The sequence below is a fragment of the Ornithinimicrobium sufpigmenti genome, from assembly GCF_004322775.1.
GTDB lineage: Bacteria > Actinomycetota > Actinomycetes > Actinomycetales > Dermatophilaceae > Ornithinicoccus > Ornithinicoccus sufpigmenti.
Genome location: NZ_CP036403.1, coordinates 1,011,671 through 1,029,348 on the forward strand (window position 1 = coordinate 1,011,671; position 17,678 = coordinate 1,029,348).

Genomic DNA, 17,678 nt, shown 5'->3' on the forward strand with positions numbered 1-17,678 from the left:
GCTGCCCGGCTCAGCTCCGGCGCGGTGCCGACCGGGTGCCGCGTACGAAGTAGCCCAGCGCGGCGACCAGCAGCGCCAGGCCCACGATCCCCGGGGCCGCGCCGCCGACGCCCGTCGCCACCCCGCTGACCACGCCGGCCAGCCCCCAGACGAGGACCGTCAAGGCGGCGACCAGGGCGACGCGCACGGCATACAGCTCGATCACCGACCCGGGCAGCGCCGCCTGCGGCGGCACGGAGGCGGCCAGCGCGCAGCCGGCGTGGACGACCAGCAGGCCGAGAGTCGCAGGCAGGAGTGCCCAGTGCCAGGGGCCGTCGACGCCGGCCCACCACGAGGCGATGCCGAAGAGGACGAAGAGGACCGGCAGCAGGGTCACCGGGTTGAGGGCCAGGCCCAGCCCGAGCAGCAGCATCCCGCCCCAGGACCACCAGCCTCCGCCGCCGGCGGCGATGAAGGACAGCAGGAAGACGAGCGCGCCGGCGACGGCCATGAGGCGTACCCGCAGCTGGCTCCGGCTGGCCGAGACGAGGTCGATCCACAGGGCCCGCAGCTCGCTCATACCCCGGCCCTCCTGCCGCGCCGGGCCAGCTCGCGGAGCACCACGTCCAGGCTGCCCGGCCCGAGCCAGGGCACGACGGCCACCCCTTGGGCCTGGATCGCCCGGATCTCCCGGTCGCGTTCCAGGAGCCGGATCCGCCAGGCGGTCCGGGCCAGCGCGTCCTTGTCGGCGGCGGGCACCACGCCGCCGTCCCGAGGGTCGACGAGCGCGTCGATGACGACGACCGAGATCCCGCGAGCGGCCAGCATCGCGGCCTGGGTCAGGGCGTCGGGGGAGACCAGCGCGGAGATCATCACGACCAGCGTCCCGTCCTTGACGCCCATGTGGACGGTGGCGGGGTCGGTCTGGTCGTCGACGGAGGGCAGCACCCGGCACAGGGTGTCGAGGATGCGTATGCCGTGCCGCTTGCCGGTCCCGATCGGCACCGTCAGCGGGGTGCGGGCCGAGAGGACGCGCAGGCTGACCCGGTCACCCTGCTGCAGGAAGTGCTCGGAGACCGCGGCGGCGGCCCGCACGGAGCGGTCCAGGGAGCTGGGCTCGCCGTCGATGCCGCCGGAGATACCGAGGTCGTAGTGCGCGTCGAGGAGGACGGCGACGTGGGTGTCCTGGTCCGCGTAGCTGGAGGTGACGTAGAGCTGGCCGGGCTCGCGCGTCGAACGCGGCCAGTGGATGCGGCGCAGCCGGTCGCCGACCTGGAAGGGGCGCAGCGTGGCGAACTCCGCTCCGTCCCCGGGGCGCGCGGACCGGTGCTGGCCCACCAGCCCGCGAGGGTGCGGGGCGGGCGCGGAGGTGTCGAAGGCCGAAGGCTGCGGCAGCACCCGCAGACCCAGCGGGGGCTGGGCGACCGGCCCCCAGCGGAAGGACCCCCAGGCGCTGGTCGCGGCCATCTGCACCGGGCCCACCCGGCGCACGCCCCAGCGCTGCAGCCGCAGCCCGACCAAGACGCGGCGCATCCCGTCCACCGTCTCGCCCTCGGCGTCGGCCACGGCGCAGGTGCGCTCCAGCTCCACGCCCTCTATGTCGCGCACCGCGCGGACCTTCTCCTGCACGACGCCCTCCACGTAGGGCGCGGGGGAGACGGCGGCGGAGAGGACCTCTGCCCCCTCGACCGGCTCGATCGCGGACACGGCCAGCACCTGCTCGCCCTCGCGGACCATGCTGTGCGAGAGCGCGAACCGCCGGCCGGGGACGGCCCGCGGCCGGGTGACCAGGCTCCAGGCCAGGACCACGGCGAAGGGTGCGGCCAGCACGAGCAGGTCCGGCCGGCGCCACAGCAGCGCGACGGGGGCCACCGCCAGCACCACCACGAGGCAGCGCAGGTAGGCGTGGGTCGCGCGCCAGCGGTCCCGCCAGTCGGCGGGGTCGGCGCGCAGCGCGGTGAGCGGAGCGGTGACCATGAGGGTCTCAGCCTGTCTCGGCGGTCGCGGCCCCGGTCCGGGACCCCGGCACCGGCACCTGGCCCAGCGCGGCGGTGACGACCGCCGCGCCGCCGGTGTCGGACATCCACAGCTCGGGCTTGATGGAGATGCGGTGGTCCAGGACGGCGTGCGCGACCGCCTTGACGTCCTCGGGGGTGACGAAGTCACGGCCGTGCACCACGGCATACGCCCGGCTGGTGAGCATGAGCGCCAGCGAGCCGCGGGGGGAGGAGCCGACCAGCACGGCCCGGTGCCGGCGGGTGGCCGCGGCCAGCTCGACGCAGTAGCGGGAGATGTCGTCCTCGACGGGCACGGTCTCGATCGCGGCCTGCATCGCGGCCAGCCCCTCGGCGTCGGTGACCGCGTCGAGGTGCTGGTCCTCCCGCTGGCGGGAGATCCGCCGCCGCAGCACGTCCCACTCCTCCTCGGCGGTGGGGTAGCCGAACGAGACCCGCATGAGGAAGCGGTCGAGCTGGGCCTCCGGCAGGGGGTAGGTGCCCTCGTACTCGACCGGGTTGGCGGTGGCCAGGACGTGGAAGGGCTGCGGGAGCGCGAAGGTCTGGCCCTCGACCGTCACCTGGTGCTCCTGCATCGCCTCCAGCAGCGCCGACTGCGTCTTGGGCGGCGTGCGGTTGATCTCGTCGGCGAGCAGCAGCCCGGTGAAGAGCGGACCGGGGCGGAACGCGAACTCGGAGACCTTCTGGTCGTAGACGAAGGAGCCGGTGAGGTCCGACGGCAGCAGGTCGGGGGTGAACTGGGCGCGGGTGAAGTCCAGGCCCAGGGTCTGGGCGAAGGAGCGCGCGGCGAGGGTCTTGCCGAGGCCGGGGAAGTCCTCGAGCAGCACGTGGCCGCGGGACAGGATCGAGGTGAGCACGAGGGTCAGCGCCTCACGCTTGCCCACGACGGCCTGCTCGACACGGTCCAGCACCTGTGCGGCCCGCGCGGACACCTCCGCGACGGTCAGCGGTGCGGTCGTCGTCTCGGTCATAGCTGCTCGATCCCTTCGATGGCGTGGTGCAGCGCGCTGCGGCTGCGGCGGCGGGTGTCCGTGGGAGGGGTGTCCAGGTATCTGACGAGCCCCGGGGTGAGGACCTGCCGGGCCCGCTCCGGCTCCAGGTCGAGGTCGATGTCGTGGCCGGCGCGGAGCCGCTCGGCGGTCAGCTCGCGCAGGACGGCGTAGACGTGGTCGGGCCGGTCCTCGCGCTCCAGAGCGTCGCGCAGGTCACGGCGCAGGCGCAGCAGCCGGTAGTCCATGGCAGCGGGCGGAGCGGCCTCTGCGTGCGGCGTGGACACCCAGTACGCCGGCTCCACCTCCCGAGCGGCCCGGCTGAGCACCCGGTGGATCAGCGCCAGGACGGCCGTGCCGAGCAGGATGACCAGGACGGCCTCGGGCACGGTGTGCGGCAGTGAACCGATGTAGTAGAGCAGCGCCCCCACGCCGAGGGCGACCAGGGTGAAGGGCAGGTAGGCCGCCCGCAGCCGGTCCACCAGACCCGGGCGCATCAGGGGATCTCCTGCTCCGTGACGACCTTGCGGCGCAGGTCGTGATGGATCTGCTCCAGGGCGTCGACGGCGGCGCGGCGCTGGTCCTCGGTGATGGGGTGGCGGGAGAAGCGGGCCTCGCGGTAGGCGGCGGACAGGGTGCGGATGGCCTTCGGGTCGACCTCCCAGCGGGCCAGGACCTTGCCGGTGAGCTCGCTGGCGGTCAGTGAGGGGTCCTGGTCCAGGCCGGAGCGGTAGACGGCGTCCTCCAGCGCGACCCAGCAGGCCACGACCGCGTTGCGCGGGTCGCCCTGGGTCAGCGCGCGGTAACGGACCTCCTCGCTGCTGGCGTCCAGCAGGGCCGCCAGCTCTTCGTCGCGCTCGCGGGGCGGGCCCGTGCCCTCCCGTTTCTCCCGCTCGAGCAGCCTGCGCAGGATGTGCAGCAGCGCGAAGACCAGGGCGAGCAGGAGCACCAGCTGGATGGCGTCGACGAGCCACTGGTTGACGTCCGGCCCGTCCGGGGACCCCGACTCCTGCTCCGGGGGGAGGGTCTCCAGCTCGAGGTCGGTCGGCGGCTCCGGCTGCAGGGTGATCGGCGGTGGCCCCCAGGTGCCCTGGGGTGCTCCGACCAGGGGCGACCCGCTGGAGGAGCTCCACACCAGCAGGAGCAGACCAGACACGGCCAGCAGCACGGTGACCACCACGGTCGACGTCATGCCCCTGCGCATGCCGGTCACCCTATGTCGCCCCGACCGGACACGCGAAAAGGCCCGACCGGACACGCGAGAAGTCCCGACCGGACACGCGAGAAGGCCCGACCAGACACGCGAGAAGGCCCGACCAGACACGCGATACGGCCGATCGGACACGTATGGCGTGTTCTGATGAGCCTTTTCGCGTGCTCTGATGAGCCTTTTCGCGTGTTCTGTGGGGCTCTTTGGCGTGTTCTGTGCGGCGGGGAAGGCCGGGCCCAGAGACAGGGGCCGGGGAGAGGGCGGGGGCGTCCTCAGCTCAGGCGTTGGGGGCAGCGGCGTCCTCGGTGACCAGGGCGACGTCGCGGACCTGCAGGCTCTCGGCGTCGGCGAAGGACAGCTCGCCGCTGACCTTGCCGGCCGCGGACAGGTCGGCCAGGGCTGCGCGGACGCGGTCGAGCTCGTCCTGCGGCCCGGCGATCGTCGCGCCGGAGATCTCGGTCCGCATCTTCACCTTGGCCTCCGACTTGGCCTTGCGCAGCCCGGTGAGGGCCTGGCCGACCGTCGGCAGCAGGGCGGCGTCACCACCGTCGGCAGCTGCGGCGAGCTCCTCGACCCGCGGCCAGGGCTGCAGGTGCACCGAAGAGCCTTCGTCGTGGAACCAGGACCAGACCTCCTCTGTCGCGAACGACACCACCGGGGCCAGCAGCCGCAGCTGCACGGAGAGCGCCAGCCGCAGCGCGGCCCGGGCCGACAGCGTCTGCGGCGTCGGGTCCGTCGACGGCCCCTCGTCGGAGAAGGCACCGCCGTACGCGCGCTCCTTGACCAGCTCGAGGTAGTCGTCGCAGAACGCCCAGAAGAACGACTCCGTGACGTCCAGCGCGGTCGAGTAGTCCCACGCCTCGTAGGACGCGGTGGCGCGCTCGACGACGGCCGCGAGCCCCGCCAGCATCGAGCGGTCGATCGGCTCGGTCACCAGCGCCACCTCGCCCCGGCCCTCGGGCAGCTCGCCGAAGGACAGCGCGAACTTGCTGGCGTTGAGCAGCTTGATCGCCAGCCGGCGCCCGACCTTGACCTGGCCGGGGTCGTCGATGGTGTCCACGCCGGGCCGCGCGGCGGCCGCCCAGTAGCGGACCGCGTCGGTGCCGTGCTGCTCCAGCATCCCTAGCGGCGTTGTCGCATTCCCTTTGGACTTCGACATCTTCTTGCGGTCCGGGTCGAGGATCCAGCCGTTGATGTAGGCGTCGGTCCAGGGCAGCGAGCCGTGCTCGTAGTGCGCCCGCACGACGGTCGCGAACAGCCAGGTGCGGATGATGTCGTGGCCCTGGGGCCGCATGTCGAAGGGGAAGATCTTCTCGAAGAGGGCGCTGTCGTTGCCCCGCTCGCCGTCCGGTGCGCCGGCCACCGGCCAGCCGGCGGCGATCTGCGGGGACAGCGAGGAGGTGGCCCAGGTGTCCATGACGTCCGGGTCGCCGGTGAAGCCGCCCGGCTCGCCCCGCTGGTCCTCGGTGTAGCCCTCCGGGACGTCGGACATGGGGTCGACCGGCAGCCGCTCCTCAGCCGGGACGAGCACGGTCTCGTAGTCGACCTCACCGTCCGCGTCCACGGCATACCAGACCGGGATCTGGACCCCGAAGAAGCGCTGCCGGCTGATCAGCCAGTCGCCGTTGAGCCCGCCCACCCAGTTGCGGTAGCGGGTGCGCATGAACGAGGGGTGGAAGGCCAGCTCCTCGCCGCGGTCCAGCAGGGCCTCGCGCACGTCCTCGTCCTTGCCACCGTTGCGGATGAACCACTGCCGGGTGGTGACGATCTCCAGCGGCTTGTCGCCCTTCTCGAAGAAGTTGGCCTTGCGCTGGGTCTTCTGCGGCTCGCCGTCCAGGTCGCCCGACGCCCGCAGGGCGGCGACGACGGCCTCCCGCGCGGAGTGGGTGGTCTTCCCGGCCAGCTGCTCGGCATACAGGCCTTCGCCCGGCCCGCCGGCGATCCACTCGGGGGTCTCGCTCTGCAGGCGGCCGTTGCGGGTGATGACCGAGCGGGTCGGCAGCGACAGCTCGCGCCACCACTGCACGTCGGTCATGTCGCCGAAGGTGCAGCACATCGCGATGCCCGCGCCCTTGTCCATCTCGGCCAGCGGGTGGGCGAGCACCGGCACCTCGACACCGAACAGCGGCGAGGTCACAGTGGTGCCGAACAGGTGCTGGTAGCGCTCGTCGTCGGGGTGCGCGATGAGCGCGACGACCGAGCAGATGAGCTCGGGACGGGTGGTCTCGATGTAGACCGGCTCGGCCGGGGCCCCGCCGTCCGGCACGACCGGGTGGTAGGCCACCCGGTGGTAGGCGCCGGGGTAGTCGCGCGCCTCCAGCTCGGCCTGGGCGACCGCGGTCTGGAAGGTGATGTCCCACAACCCAGGTGCCTCGGCCTGGTAGGCCTCGCCGCGGGCCAGGTTACGCAGGAAAGCCTGCTGGGCGACCGCGCGCGAGCGGTCGTCGATGGTGCGGTACTGCACGTTCCAGTCCAGCGCCAGACCGAGCCGGCGGAAGGTGTCCTCGAAGGCGCGCTCGTCGATCTCGGTGAGCTCCTCGCAGAGCTCGATGAAGTTGGCGCGGCCGACCGGCACCTGGTCGGCGGCGCGGGTGCTCCTGCCGTCCCCACCCTGCTGCGGCGGGGTGAACGTGGGGTCGTGGGGCAGGGTCGCGTCGCCGCGCACGCCGTAGTAGTTCTGCACCCGGCGCTCGGTGGGCAGGCCGTTGTCGTCCCAACCGATCGGGTAGAAGACGTGCTTGCCGGTCATCCGGTGGTACCGGGCCAGGCAGTCGGCCTGCGTGTAGCCGAAGACGTGCCCGATGTGCAGGCTGCCAGACGCGGTCGGGGGCGGGGTGTCGACCGCGAAGATCTGGCTGCGGTCGGCCTGCAGCGCCGCCTCCCGGTCGAAGGCGTAGACGTCGCGCTCCTTCCAGACCTCTACCCAGCGCTGCTCCAGACCGTCGACGGTGGGACGCTCGGGCAGGTCGGCCGGGCGTGACGGGTCCAGGGGGCGGTGCGTGGAGGTCATGCGCGTCATTGTCCCAGACCCGCAGCGTCATTGTCCCAGACCCGCAAGGGTATGCCGTGCAGCTCATCTGGACGTCACGTCGAGCTCGCCAGCGTCACTTTCACGTTGACGGCACACCGGGGGAGGAGTTGTGTATCCCCATGCTGACGAGCCTGCAGCTCCCCATGGGAGGCGCCGAGAGTCCCCAGGACAGCCGAGACCCGGCCTGGATCACCAACCTGGAAACGACGGTCAACGACAACTTCAAGATCGTCACCGACCTCTCCGGCGACATCATCTTCTTCGAGATCCCGTTCACCGACATCCCGTTCGTGGTGGCCTGGCTGATCGTCGCCGCCGTCTTCTTCACGCTCTACTTCGGGTTCATCCAGGTGCGCGGGATCCCGACGGCGTTCGACGTCATCCGCGGCAGGTACTCCTCCAAGGACGACCCTGGCGAGATCCCGCACTACCAGGCGCTGACCTCGGCGCTGTCGGGCACGGTGGGGCTGGGCAACATCGCCGGCGTCGGTGCGGCCGTGACGATGGGTGGCCCGGGCGCGACCTTCTGGATGATCCTGGCGGGCCTGTTCGGGATGGCGACGAAGTTCGCCGAGTGCACGCTCGGGGTGAAGTACCGCGAGATCCGGCCCGACGGGACGGTCTCCGGCGGGCCGTTCAAGTACCTGCCGGTGGCCTTCACCAAGTTCCCGCGGCCCGTCTCCGTCTTCCTCACCGGCCTCTTCGCCGTCGCGATCCTGTTCTTCGGGGTGGGTGGCGGCAACATGTTCCAGGCTAACCAGACCTACAGCCAGGTCGTCACCGTCCTGGACTCCGACGGCACCGGCTTCCTGTCCTCCACCACCGGGGGGCTGGTCGTCGGGCTGGTCATCGCCACGCTCGTCGGCCTGGTGATCATCGGCGGCATGCGCTCCATCGGACGCACGACGGCCACGCTGGTGCCGCTCATGGGCGGCATCTACGTGCTGGCGTGCCTCGTCGTCATCTTCGGCAACGCCGCGCAGATCCCCGGCGCGATCGCCGGCATCTTCACCGGTGCCTTCACCGCCGAGGGCGTGGTCGGCGGCTTCGTCGGCGTCATCGTGGTGGGGATGACCCGCGCCGCCTTCTCCAACGAGGCCGGCCTCGGCTCCGCACCGATCGCGCACTCCACGGTCCGGACGCGGCGCCCCGTCTCGGAGGGCTTCGTCGCGATCTTCGAGCCATTCATCGACACGGTGATCATCTGCACGATGACGGCGCTGACGATCAGCATCGCCAACACCGACTTCTACAACCAGGAGCGGCAGGCCTACTTCGAGTCCGGCGGCGAGCACGGTCTGTCCGGCGTGGAGATCACCTCCGACGCCTTCGGCCAGCAGATCTCCTGGTTCCCGGCGGTCCTGGCCGTGGCTGTCGCCCTGTTCGCCATCTCCACCCTCATCACCTGGTCCTACTACGGCCAGCGGGCCTGGAACCACCTCTTCGGCGACACAGCGCGGTCCACGATGGTCTACCGGGTCGTCTTCCTCCTCTTCACCGTCCTGGGCTGCCTCCTCAGCTTCACCTCAGTTCTGGAGTTCGCCGACAACTTCCTCTTCGTCTGCGCCTTCGTCAACCTGCTGGGCGTCTACCTGCTGCTGCCCACGATCAAGCGCGAGATGAAGGAGTACCTCGCCGACCGCAAGGCCGGGACCTTGGACCAGCTGGGGCTGGAGGACGCACAGAAGGAGGTGGCGCTCGCGGAGATCGCCGACGCCACCCAGCTGGTCGACGCCGAGGGGCGCAACGCCGCCGGCATCGGCGCTACGCCCGAGGAGCTGCGCGAGGGGGTGGACGCCCCGAAGGATCCTCCGCAGGACGACCCCCACGACGACGGGTTCGGCCTCGGCACGGCAACCATGCCCTACCCGCCACCTCCCGGTGTGCAGCGACGGCTGCGCGCCCGGCGTCCGGGCCGGGAGCCCGACCCCGACACGTCCGGGCAGGGCGACGCCACCGACCCGGACGACGGGCGCGGCTGACCCCGGGCGAGGGCTCAGGCCCGCCGCGCCACCGCCTCAGGCGATGCCGCGACCGGGGTTCATGATCCCCATCGGGTCGAAGAGCGCCTTGACGGCCCGCTGACGGTCGACCTCGGCCGTGCCCAGCTCCTCGGCGAGCCAGCCGACCTTGAGCGAGCCGACGCCGTGCTCCCCGGTCAGGGTCCCGCCCAGGGCCCAGGCGACGCGGACGAGGTCGTCGAAGGCGCGCTCGGCGGCCCGCATGCTCGCCGGGTCGTGCCGGTCGTAGAAGAAGCAGGGGTGCAGGTTGCCGTCCCCGGCGTGTCCGGCGCAGGTGGTCCCCACCCCGTGCCGCTCGCCGATCTCGTGCACGGCGGCGACCAGCTCACCGAGGCGCCCGACCGGGACGCAGACGTCCTCGATGATCCGGTCGCCCCGCGCCTTCAGCGCCGGGTTGAGCACGCGCCGGCCCTCGAGCAGCAGGTCGGCCTCGACCCGGTCCTCGGCCACGGCCACCTCGGTGGCGCCGGCGGCCGCGAGCAGCTCGGCATACACCGCGACGTCCTCACCAGCGTGTCCCGGCCGGTCGGACTGGACGAGCAGCACACCGCCGACGTCCGCGGGGAAGCCGTAGTCGCCGTAGGCCTGCACCGCCGCGATGCTCGGACCGTCCATCAGCTCGACCAGGCTCGGGGTATGCGGCTGCGTGCGCAAGGCCTCGATGCCCGCCACCGTGGCGGCCAGGTCGGGGAAGACCGCGAGCACCGTCAGTGGCGGGTCGCCGAGCGGCACCAGCCGCACCACGGCCTCGGTGACCACGCCCAGCGTCCCCTCGGAGCCGACGAACAGCCCGGTGAGGTCGTAGCCGGCCACGCCCTTGGCCGTCCGCCGGCCGGTGCGCATCACCTCACCGCCGGGCAGGACCACCTCCAGGCCGCGCACGTAGTCGGCGGTCACGCCGTACTTGACGCAGCACAACCCACCGGCGTTGGTGGCGATGTTGCCGCCGATCGAGCACATCGAGGCGCTCGCCGGGTCGGGCGGGTAGGCCAGCCCGTGCGTGGCCGCCGCAGCCTTGAGGTCGGTGTTGATCACCCCGGGACCGACCACGGCGACCCGCTCCACCGGGTCGATCACCAGGTCGGTCATCGCCTCCGTGGAGAGCACGATCCCACCGGCCAGGGCCTCGCCGGAGCCGGTCGTGGATGTCCGCGCGCCCTGCGGCACGACAGGGACCCGGTGCTCGGCGGCATACCGCAGCGTGGCCACCACGTCCTCCCGGGAGCGCGCCCGCACGACGGTGAACTCCTCCCCGGACAGCGCCACGGCCTGCGGCGAGGCGTCCACGGCATACCCGGCGGCGATGCCCGGGTCGGTGACGACCCGGCCGGGCAGGAGGCGGTCCAGTTCGGCGGTGGCGCTCATGGGCTCACGGTATGCCGTCGCATCGCGTCGTCCGAGAGGGCAGGGGTCACCGAACCTGGACGACGCAGCGGATCCCCGCCGGTACACTCGGGAGTCACAGGCGTCCGAGCCGTCATCAGCGGCGAGCCTGCGGAAGAACGGTCCCCGCACCCCAGTGGGCAGGCCTACTAGACCCGCACGGGGAGGCCCGTCACAGCCCTGAACGAAGTGGTGCGCAGCACCCCGGCCACCTGAGCCGGGGCGAGGTGCACAAGCGAGGTGGTACCGCGGTGCCGCCCGGGACGACATACCCGGGCCGTGTCGTCCTCGTGGCAGGGACGCCCGACCACCACCCGCAGCACCACGAGGAGCCCGCTTTCATGGCCTACCCCAAGAAGCACACCGGCGCCGCCGGCCTGACGCCGTCCCCGGTCTTCCCGGAGATCGAGTGCGCGGTGCTGGACTACTGGGACGAGCACGGCACCTTCGCCAGGAGCGTCGAGCAGCGCGACGCGGGGGAGGACGGGTCCAACGAGTTCGTCTTCAACGACGGCCCGCCCTTCGCCAACGGGCTGCCGCACTACGGCCACCTGCTCACCGGCTACGTCAAGGACGTCGTGCCGCGCTACCAGACGATGCGCGGCAAGCGGGTGGAGCGGCGCTTCGGCTGGGACACCCACGGGCTGCCGGCCGAGCTGGAGGCGATGGACCAGCTGGGCATCAAGACCAAGGACGAGATCCTCCAGCTGGGGATCGAGAAGTTCAACGACGCCTGCCGCGAGTCGGTGCTGAAGTACACCCACGAGTGGGAGGAGTACGTCACCCGGCAGGCCCGCTGGGTCGACTTCGAGAACGACTACAAGACCCTCAACGTCGGCTACATGGAGTCGGTGCTGTGGGCGTTCAAGAGCCTGCACGACAAGGGCCTGGCCTACGAGGGCTTCCGCGTCCTGCCCTACTGCTGGAACGACGAGACCCCGCTGTCCAACCACGAGCTGCGGATGGACGAGGAGGTCTACCAGGTCCGGCGTGACCCGGCCGTGACCGTCGGCCTGCGGATCCTGCCCCGTGTGCCTGAGGGCGAGGATGAGCAGGGGTATGCGGCGTCCCCCGGCGGCGACCCGCTCGCCGGCGCCCTCGCGCTGGTCTGGACGACGACGCCGTGGACCCTGCCCTCCAACCTGGCGATCATGGTCGGGGAGGACATCGACTACGTCCTGGTCGAGTCGGACTTCACCGGACGGACCGAGCGCTACCTGCTCGCCGAGGCGCGGCTGCCGGCCTACACGAACGAGCTGGGGGAGGAGCCCACGGTCGTCGGCCGGTACACCGGGGCCGAGCTCGCGGGGCGGTCCTACGTCCCGCCGTTCGGCTACTACCTCGGCTGGGAGCGGGCCCACCGCCTGGTCGTGGCCGAGTTCGTCACCACCACCGACGGCTCCGGGCTGGTGCACACGGCCGGCGCCTTCGGTGAGGAGGACAAGGTGGTCACCGACCGCGAGGGCATCGAGGCGGTGATGCCGGTCGGGGCGGACGGGCGCTTCACGCATCCCGTCGACGAGTACGCCGGTCAGCTCGTCTTCGACGCGAACGGCCCGATCGTGGACCACCTGAAGGCCGCGACGCGGGCGCAGGCGCCGGACGCCGACCCTGCCGCGCTGGACACGGGTGCGGTCACCGGGGGCACGGTGCTGCTGCGCCGGGAGGCCTACGACCACTCTTACCCGCACTGCTGGCGCTGCCGCGAGCCGCTGATCTACAAGGGCGTGTCGTCCTGGTTCGTCGAGGTGACGAAGTTCAAGGACACGATGCTGCGCACCAACGAGGACATCACCTGGGTGCCCGAGCACGTCAAGCACGGGCAGTTCGGCAAGTGGCTGGAGAACGCCCGCGACTGGTCGATCTCCCGCAACCGGTTCTGGGGCAGCCCGATCCCCGTCTGGAAGTCCGACGACCCGGCCTACCCGCGGACCGACGTCTACGGGTCCCTCGAGGAGATCGAGCGCGACTTCGGCACGCTGCCGCGCAACCGGGACGGTGAGGTCGACCTGCACCGCCCGTTCGTCGACGAGCTCACCCGGCCCAACCCGGACGACCCGACGGGGAAGAGCACGATGCGCCGCGTCGAGGACGTGCTGGACGTCTGGTTCGACTCCGGCTCGATGCCGTTCGCGCAGTGGCACTTCCCGTTCGAGAACACGCAGTGGTTCGAGCAGCACTACCCGGCCGACTTCATCGTCGAGTACATCGGCCAGACGCGCGGCTGGTTCTACACCATGCACGTCCTGGCGGCGGCGCTCTTCGACCGGCCGGCGTTCAGTCACTGCATCAGCCACGGCATCGTGCTGGGCAACGACGGGCAGAAGATGTCCAAGTCGCTGAAGAACTACCCCGACGTGCGCGAGGTCTTCGACCGCGACGGGGCCGACGCCATGCGCTGGTTCCTGATGTCCAGCCCGATCCTGCGCGGCGGCAACCTCGTCGTCACCGAGCAGGGCATCCGCGAGGGCGTGCGCCAGGTGCTCATCCCGCTGTGGAACGCCTGGTACTTCTTCGGCCTCTACGCCAACGCCTCGAGCTACGAGGCCCGCTGGTCGACCGAGTCCACGGACCCGATGGACCGCTACATCCTGGCCAAGACCCGGGAGTTCGTCACCGAGGTGCAGGCGGCCCAGGACCGCCTCGACATCGCCGGTGCCTGCGACGGCGTGCGGACCTTCGTCGACGTGCTGACCAACTGGTACATCCGCCGCTCCCGCGACCGCTTCTGGGGCGACGACCGGTCCGCGTTCGACACGCTCTACACGGTGCTCGAGGTGCTCTGCCGGGTCGCGGCACCGCTCTTGCCGCTCACCACCGAGGAGGTATGGCGCGGGCTCACCGGCGGCGAGTCGGTGCACCTCACCGACTGGCCGGACGTCGCCGACCTGCCCGAGGACCCGGAGCTGGTCGAGGCCATGGACGCGGTGCGCGAGGTCTGCTCCGCGACCCTGGCGCTGCGCAAGGCCGAGCAGCTGCGGGTGCGCCTGCCGCTGTCCTCGCTGAGCGTGGCCACGGCCAACGCCGACGTCCTGCGCCGGCACCCCGGGCTGGCCGACATCGTCCGCGACGAGGTCAACGTGCGCGAGGTCGTCGTGCTCGACGTCGCCGAGGCCTCGGCGTCCGACTTCGGCGTGGAGCAGCGGCTCACGGTCAACGCACGGGCCGCCGGCCCTCGCCTGGGGCGCGAGGTGCAGACGGCGATCAAGGGCAGCAAGTCCGGTGACTGGTCGGTGGCCGAGGACGGCAGCGTCACCGCCGGCGGGCTCGCGCTCCTGGAGGGCGAGTTCACGCTGGAGACCGTCGTGGCGCAGGGTGAGGCCGGTGGCTCCAGGGCCACCGCCATGCTGCGCGGCGGCGGGTTCGTCGTGCTCGACACCGAGGTCACCGACGACCTGGCCCGCGAGGGCCTGGCCCGTGACCTCGTCCGGGCGGTGCAGGGCGCCCGCAAGGACGCCGGCCTGGAGATCACCGACCGGATCAGCCTCACCGTCGTCGGTGACGACGACGTGTGGCAGGCCGCCAACGAGCACCAGAAGCTGGTCATGGACGAGACCCTGGCCGTGCAGTTCGGCGCTGCTGGCGCCGGCACCCCGCTGCCCCAGCCGCCGAAGCACAACCTCGGCGGCGGCACCGACCCGGATGGCGGCACCCAGCCGCGCATCACCTCATACACGACCTCGGCCACCCTGGACGGTGCCCGGACCGTGGACCTGCTGATCACCAAGGTGGATGCCCGATGAGCGAGAAGTTCTTCGACGACAACGAACTGCCGCTGGAGGGCGACGACGACTACGGGCCCGACGGTCCGGCGCTCGAGGTCGACCCCGGTGCGGCCGTGCCGGAGGTGCGCTCCGGCGGCCGCCGGGCGCGCGTCGAGGAGGTCCCGCCCGAGCTGCGGGCGCGGTATGCCGAGGTCGTCGACGCGATCCTGGCGCGGACCCCCGAGCACATGCCCGAGCCGACGCTGCACCGCGTGGCCCGGGTGATGGAGCTGATGGGCGACCCGCAGCGGGCGTTCCCGATGATCCACCTCACGGGGACCAACGGCAAGACCTCCACGACGCGCTTCGTCGAGCGCATCCTGCGGGAGCTGGGGCTGCGCACCGGACGGTTCACCAGCCCGCACCTGCACGACATGCGCGAGCGGATCGCCCTCGACGGTGAGCCGATCGGCATCGAGGCGTTCCTGGCCACCTACGACGACGTCATGCCCTTCGTCGAGATGGTCGACGCCGAGTCCCTGGCGGACGAGGACCCGCGGCGGCAGGTCCGGATGACCTACTTCGAGGTCGTCGTGTGCCTGGCGTATGCGGCGTTCGCCGACGCACCCGTGGACGTCGCGGTCGTCGAGGTCGGACTGGGCGGCGTCTGGGACGCCACCTCGGTCGCCGACGGGGTCGTCTCGGTCATCGCGCCGGTCGCCATCGACCACACCCGGCTGCTGGGCTCGACGCTGGAGGAGATCGCCACCGAGAAGTCGGGGATCATCAAGGAGGGTGCCCTCACGGTGGCCGCGGTCCAGGAGCCCGAGGTCATGCAGATCCTCGCGGACCGCGCCGAGGAGACCGGTGCCGACCTTCGCGCCGAGGGGGTGTCCTTCGGCGTGCTCTCCCGCGAGGTCGCCGTCGGCGGCCAGCAGCTGTCGGTGCGGGGACTGGCGGGGGACTACCCAGACCTGTTCCTGCCGCTCTTCGGCGCGCACCAGGCGCACAACGCCGCGCTCGCGATCGCGGCGGTCGAGGCGTTCGTCGGCGGCGGCGAGCAGCCCATCGACGCCGAGGTGCTGCGGGCCGGGCTGGCTGGGTTCACCTCCCCGGGCCGGCTGGAGATCGTGCGCCGCTCGCCCACCGTCCTGGTGGACGCCGCGCACAACCCGGCCGGGGTGGCTGCGCTCGCCGCCGCGCTGCAGGAGTCGTTCACCTTCACCCGCCTGGTCGGGCTGCTCGCGGTCCTGGAGGACAAGGACGCCGAGTCGATGATCCAGGAGCTGGAGTCCGTCCTGGACCACGTCGTGGTCACCCGCACCACCTCGCCCCGGGCCATCCGCCCGCAGCGGCTCGGCGAGATGTGCGCCGAGTACTTCGGCCAGGACCGCGTCACCGTCGTCCAGGACCTGCCGGACGCCCTCGACGTCGCCGCCGGCCTGGCCGACGACAGCAGCAGTGGCGGCGGCGTCGCCGGCGCAGTCCTGGCGACCGGCTCGATCACCACCGCCGCCGAGGTCCGGGCGCTGCTCGGCGTCACCACCACCTGACCCCCGCGGCCCCGACAGAACACGCGAAAGAGCCCCACAGAACACGGGAAAGGTCCCATCAGGACACGCCAAAGAGCCGGACAGAACACGGGAAAGGTCCCATCAGGACACGCGGAAGGCGCGACAGGACACCTGCGGAGCGCTCACGTGTGTTCTGATCGGCCGTCGGGGGTGTTCTGATGGGCCTTTTGGCGTGTTCTGTCGGGCCTTGTGACGTGTTCTGATGGGCCTTTTGGCGTGTTCTGTCGGGCCTTGTGACGTGTTCTGATGGGCCTTTTGACGTGTCCTGATGGCGCAGAGGCGGCTCCAGGTCGAGGTCACCGACGCTGGTCGAGCTCGGCTCAGTGGCCGTCGTGGTCGACCTGGTCGCCCTGTTCGCCTTGGTCCTCACTGTCGTCGGTGACACTGCCCTGCTGGCTGGCGACCCAGGCGTCGATGTCCTCCCGGGCCTGCGAGTCCCTCTCCTCCAGCATGTCCTTCATCAGGGTGACCTCGCCGAACTGGGCGTTGACCATCCGCTGCGCGGCGGCCCGCACCTGGGGGGAGTCGGCGTTGCGCAGCGCGTCCTCGGCCATCTCCACCCCCGCGATGTGGTGGGTCGTCATCAGCTGCAGGTAGAGGATCTCAGCCTCGTCCCCCTCGGCGTCGGTGAGCTCCTGGATCTCCACCGGCGAGGCCATCCCGGCCATCGGCACGCCCGGGGGCAGCGCCTCGGCCGCGTGGTGGTCGTGCTCCATCCAGACCATCCGCTCACCGTCGGGGGAGGCGAAGGGCAGCCCCCAGGACTGCAGCCAGGTCATCATCATCCCGCGCTCGGTGGCCTGGTTGTTGGCGATGTCGATCGCCAAGCGGCCCACGGCGTGGTCGTCGGTCCGCTCCAGGACCAGGAAGCTCATCTCGATCGCCTGGGCGTGGTGCTCGCTCATGTCGCGGGCGAAGCCGGCATCGACGCTGTCGTCACCCGGGGTGCGCTCGCCGAAGGTCAGCCAGCCCAGCAGCACCCCGAGGCTGAGCGCCAGGACGGTCACGGCCGCCAGGGCCGGCGCGCCGAAGGTGCGCCACCGGTCGCGGGGAGCTGCGGGGGCCGGGGCCGGTCCTTGACCATCCTGCGCCGTCGCCGGCTGCTCGGCGTCGTGCTCGGTCATCCGCGCGGGACGAGGTCGATCGAGGTGCCGTTGCTGCACAGGGCTCCCGGCTCGGGGGTCTTGGGCCCCTGCTTGTACTCGCGGATGAAGGCCTGCAGGGTGCGCTCCTCCGCCTCGTCGAGCTTGAGCTGGGTGTCCCACGAGGTCGCGACGACGGGGGAGTCCTGCGCACCCAGGGGGCTGACCATCAGGTACTCCTGCTCACCCAGCTCCTCCAGCACCGCGATCTGGTCGGCCGGCAGGCTGGGCTGGTAGGTCAACCAGACCGCGCCGTGCTCCAGGGAGTGCACGACGTGCTCCAGCGGCAGCTCCTCCTGGTAGACCCCGCAGTTGAACCACGTCGGGTGGTGCGGGCCGCCGACGGGGGGCATTACCTCGTAGTCGACCGGCTCGGTGGTGTGCACCTGGCCGCTGTTCTCGTACTCCTCGACCGCGGACAGGTCGACCAGCGCGGGCGAGTCCCGGATGATCGCCCAGGCCACCAGCCCCACGATGAGGGTCAGGATCAGTGCGACAGCGGCCCAGATGAGCCCGCCGCGGCGACGCTCGGCCGCGGCGCCGGCCTTCTGGATCTTGGCCACCTTGGCCGCGCGGTCGGAGCCGGCGGGCGAGCGGTCGGGTCGAGGCATGGTCGGAGGACCTCCTGGC

At 71.6% G+C, this 17,678-nt stretch carries 12 protein-coding genes; 3 read left to right on the plus strand and 9 right to left on the minus strand.

What is annotated here, in order from left to right; genetic code table 11:
* Positions 1 to 10: 10 nt before the first annotated feature.
* The 6 genes from ESZ52_RS04685 to valS all read right to left on the minus strand — a co-directional run bounded on the left by ESZ52_RS04685 (position 11) and on the right by valS (position 7,203).
* Positions 11 to 559: a hypothetical protein gene (locus ESZ52_RS04685; RefSeq protein WP_131103906.1), complete on the minus strand. Its 549-nt coding sequence runs from the start codon at positions 557 to 559 to the stop codon at positions 11 to 13.
* Entirely contained in the window at positions 556 to 1,956 is a 1,401-nt protein-coding gene (locus tag ESZ52_RS04690; protein WP_131103907.1) for a DUF58 domain-containing protein, read from the minus strand. Before ESZ52_RS04690 ends, ESZ52_RS04685 begins: the two co-directional genes overlap by 4 nt.
* A gap of 7 nt (positions 1,957 to 1,963) precedes the next feature.
* A complete protein-coding gene (locus tag ESZ52_RS04695) occupies positions 1,964 to 2,965 on the minus strand; it encodes an AAA family ATPase (RefSeq protein ID WP_131103908.1) in 1,002 nt (333 codons plus the stop codon).
* A complete protein-coding gene (locus ESZ52_RS04700) occupies positions 2,962 to 3,480 on the minus strand; it encodes a hypothetical protein (protein ID WP_131103909.1) in 519 nt (172 codons plus the stop codon). The genes ESZ52_RS04695 and ESZ52_RS04700 overlap by 4 nt, the downstream gene beginning before the upstream one ends.
* Positions 3,480 to 4,187 carry a DUF4129 domain-containing protein gene (locus ESZ52_RS04705; RefSeq protein WP_131103910.1) on the minus strand — a complete coding sequence of 236 codons (708 nt, stop codon included), beginning with the start codon at positions 4,185 to 4,187 and terminating at the stop codon, positions 3,480 to 3,482. Before ESZ52_RS04705 ends, ESZ52_RS04700 begins: the two co-directional genes overlap by 1 nt.
* 283 nt (positions 4,188 to 4,470) lie before the next feature.
* A complete protein-coding gene (valS, locus tag ESZ52_RS04710; protein ID WP_131103911.1) occupies positions 4,471 to 7,203 on the minus strand; it encodes a valine--tRNA ligase in 2,733 nt (910 codons plus the stop codon).
* 140 nt (positions 7,204 to 7,343) lie between these two features.
* Between valS and ESZ52_RS04715 the strand changes: the two genes are divergently transcribed.
* Positions 7,344 to 9,206, plus strand: a complete 1,863-nt coding sequence (locus tag ESZ52_RS04715) for an alanine/glycine:cation symporter family protein (protein ID WP_238154474.1) — start codon at positions 7,344 to 7,346, stop codon at positions 9,204 to 9,206.
* 36 nt (positions 9,207 to 9,242) lie between these two features.
* On the opposite strand, the gene ESZ52_RS04720 is transcribed toward ESZ52_RS04715, so the two are convergent.
* Positions 9,243 to 10,610 (minus strand): FAD-binding oxidoreductase, encoded by a 1,368-nt coding sequence (locus ESZ52_RS04720; protein WP_131103912.1) that lies wholly within the window; start codon positions 10,608 to 10,610, stop codon positions 9,243 to 9,245.
* A 359-nt stretch (positions 10,611 to 10,969) separates the two neighbouring features.
* Here ESZ52_RS04720 and ileS point away from each other — a divergent pair, with 359 nt between their 5' ends.
* The gene (ileS, locus tag ESZ52_RS04725; protein WP_131106434.1) at positions 10,970 to 14,371 is read left to right on the plus strand and encodes an isoleucine--tRNA ligase; all 3,402 of its coding nucleotides are present in this window, start codon (positions 10,970 to 10,972) and stop codon (positions 14,369 to 14,371) included.
* Positions 14,368 to 15,885 carry a bifunctional folylpolyglutamate synthase/dihydrofolate synthase gene (locus tag ESZ52_RS04730; RefSeq protein ID WP_131103913.1) on the plus strand — a complete coding sequence of 506 codons (1,518 nt, stop codon included), beginning with the start codon at positions 14,368 to 14,370 and terminating at the stop codon, positions 15,883 to 15,885. Before ileS ends, ESZ52_RS04730 begins: the two co-directional genes overlap by 4 nt.
* A gap of 341 nt (positions 15,886 to 16,226) precedes the next feature.
* On the opposite strand, the gene ESZ52_RS04735 is transcribed toward ESZ52_RS04730, so the two are convergent.
* Both ESZ52_RS04735 and ESZ52_RS04740 read right to left on the minus strand, forming a co-directional pair.
* The gene (locus tag ESZ52_RS04735) at positions 16,227 to 17,030 is read right to left on the minus strand and encodes a DUF305 domain-containing protein (RefSeq protein ID WP_131103914.1); all 804 of its coding nucleotides are present in this window, start codon (positions 17,028 to 17,030) and stop codon (positions 16,227 to 16,229) included.
* Positions 17,027 to 17,659: a thioredoxin-like domain-containing protein gene (locus ESZ52_RS04740; RefSeq protein ID WP_131103915.1), complete on the minus strand. Its 633-nt coding sequence runs from the start codon at positions 17,657 to 17,659 to the stop codon at positions 17,027 to 17,029. The genes ESZ52_RS04735 and ESZ52_RS04740 overlap by 4 nt, the downstream gene beginning before the upstream one ends.
* Between the last annotated feature and the right edge of the window lie 19 nt (positions 17,660 to 17,678).